Below are 595 nucleotides of genomic sequence, written 5' to 3'. Positions count from 1 at the left end.
CTTCGATAACGATGCGTTCAGGCTGGTGTTTCTTGATGATTTTGACCGCTTCTTTTATCCCTTTATCATCATTAGAAACAGTAAAAAAGATATCAAATGGGCGGATATAGATATCTAGATTTGCTTTGCCAGTATCCACACCGACATTAATATTTTGAAGTGTGTTTGTATTCATAATAAGCTAACTCTTGCTTGCGTAATGCGGGTTCGAGACCCAGTCGAGTATTCGAGTTTGGTGCTTGGAGTTCTATGTCGCGTTCATGTTTGTTATCGGTCTCTCGATAGAGGAGCCAGCGTTCAATCGAACTACAACATAGAAAGCTTTAGTTGCGGCTAAAGCCTGGGTCTCACATTACCCGAAACAGGTCGATTAATGGGGATAATTTCCCATACAARGCGTTTAAGMGGGATTCATGCCGCGTGGCATTTTTGGTATGCGGTTGGTTTTGGTGGTGAAAGTGGTCTGCGGAAGCTTGGTTTATGCGGCATTCACCCCWTAACGCAGCGTTAGTTGCCTTATCAATATCGACAATGTTCAATTTACATTGTACAAGTTAGAGTGGCTGAGGATTATACTTGTTCCATTAAATGTACA

At 41.9% G+C, this 595-nt stretch carries 1 protein-coding gene and 1 pseudogene; one reads left to right on the top strand and one right to left on the bottom strand.

What is annotated here, in order from left to right; all coding sequences use genetic code 11:
• Nucleotides 1-175: pseudogene (locus CIK04_RS31350) on the bottom strand (IS110 family transposase); the annotation flags it as partial.
• Between the two features lie 198 nt (nucleotides 176-373).
• Here CIK04_RS31350 and CIK04_RS35925 point away from each other — a divergent pair.
• Nucleotides 374-511, top strand: a complete 138-nt coding sequence (locus CIK04_RS35925; protein ID WP_128824786.1) for a DUF3265 domain-containing protein — start codon at nucleotides 374-376, stop codon at nucleotides 509-511.
• Nucleotides 512-595 lie beyond the last annotated feature (84 nt).

The organism is Vibrio sp. 03_296, from assembly GCF_002265885.1.
Note: the sequence above shows the minus strand (reverse complement) of the source record. Positions and strands in the feature narration are given on the sequence as shown.